The organism is Adlercreutzia sp. DFI.6.23, assembly GCF_024462535.1.
Taxonomy (GTDB): domain Bacteria; phylum Actinomycetota; class Coriobacteriia; order Coriobacteriales; family Eggerthellaceae; genus Adlercreutzia; species Adlercreutzia rubneri.
In genome coordinates, this window is sequence record NZ_JANGBP010000695.1 from 1 (window position 1) to 292 (window position 292).

1 protein-coding gene is annotated in these 292 nt (G+C 54.5%); it reads left to right on the top strand.

Annotated features, from left to right (window positions below; genetic code table 11):
• Positions 1-26 precede the first annotated feature (26 nt).
• Positions 27-292, top strand: a 266-nt coding sequence (locus NE591_RS15095) for a hypothetical protein (protein ID WP_256157083.1), incomplete at its 3' end; no start/stop codon positions are given.

Consider the following 292-nt stretch of genomic DNA (forward strand, 5'->3'; position numbering starts at 1 on the left):
ATTTTGCTTACCCTCGCGAGCGTTCCATGGGAGATTTCGCTTTACTGGCCGGCAAGTTTGCCCTCTGCCTCCTCGCCGCATTTGCATTGGTCGGATTTTCAACGATACCGATGTTCATCACTCTTACCTCCATGGGTCGCGTTGGCATCGTACGGGATATCGCCTTCCTCCAGACGGCGGATTTTTATGAGAGCTTTGCCAGTGTGCTTTTGGGCAACCACGAGGCCCAAAGCGCTTCGGTGTTGGGGGCGATTCCGGTTATCGCGATTTTGGCTCTTTTTGTCGCGCGGGA